This window comes from Acidovorax sp. KNOB132 (assembly GCF_057541515.1).
Genome location: NZ_BAAJYT010000669.1, coordinates 1 through 536 on the forward strand (window position 1 = coordinate 1; position 536 = coordinate 536).

Consider the following 536-nt stretch of genomic DNA (forward strand, 5'->3'; position numbering starts at 1 on the left):
AGCGGGAGTTCAACACCCGGCACTGGGGCAAACCCATGACCCTGCACGGCGTGCGCCGCTGGCTCCTGGGTGAGACCATGCCCGATGCCCGCAAGCTCATCACCCTGGCCGAATGGCTGGGCATGCCGGTGCAGGAACTGGCGTTCGGCGTCGCCGACGGTACCGAAGTGCGCGAGCAGCCCGCCCAGTGGCACGTCGGCGTGGGCTACGAGGACCGCGAGCTGTTCGACACCTACCTCAAGCTGCCCGTGCCCAAGCGGCGCCTGGCGCGCGAGGTGATCCTGGCCATCGCCAAGGCCCACGCGGCCGATCAGCCCAAGCCGGCCGGCAAGCCCCATTGACGCGGGCACCAACCGTCACCCCAAATCACGGCGGCCGCGTAACTCGAAGACGGAGTCAATCCACGGCCAACGGGCGTGCCTAGCGTGCCGCCCATGCAAGATCCCAAGCAACTGTTTGCCGAGAAATTACGCCAAGCCATGGTGGCGGCCGGCTACGAACCCAAGCCCTCCGTCCTCGAGCGGGAGTTCAACACC

Annotated in this window: 1 protein-coding gene and 1 pseudogene; both read left to right on the forward strand. The window is 67.5% G+C overall.

What is annotated here, in order from left to right; genetic code table 11:
- Window positions 1–341 (forward strand): XRE family transcriptional regulator (locus AC27IO_RS25320; protein ID WP_498741358.1); only part of this gene is annotated, 341 nt, incomplete at its 5' end.
- Window positions 342–434: 93 nt separating this feature from the next.
- Window positions 435–536, forward strand: a pseudogene (locus AC27IO_RS25325) (XRE family transcriptional regulator); the annotation flags it as partial.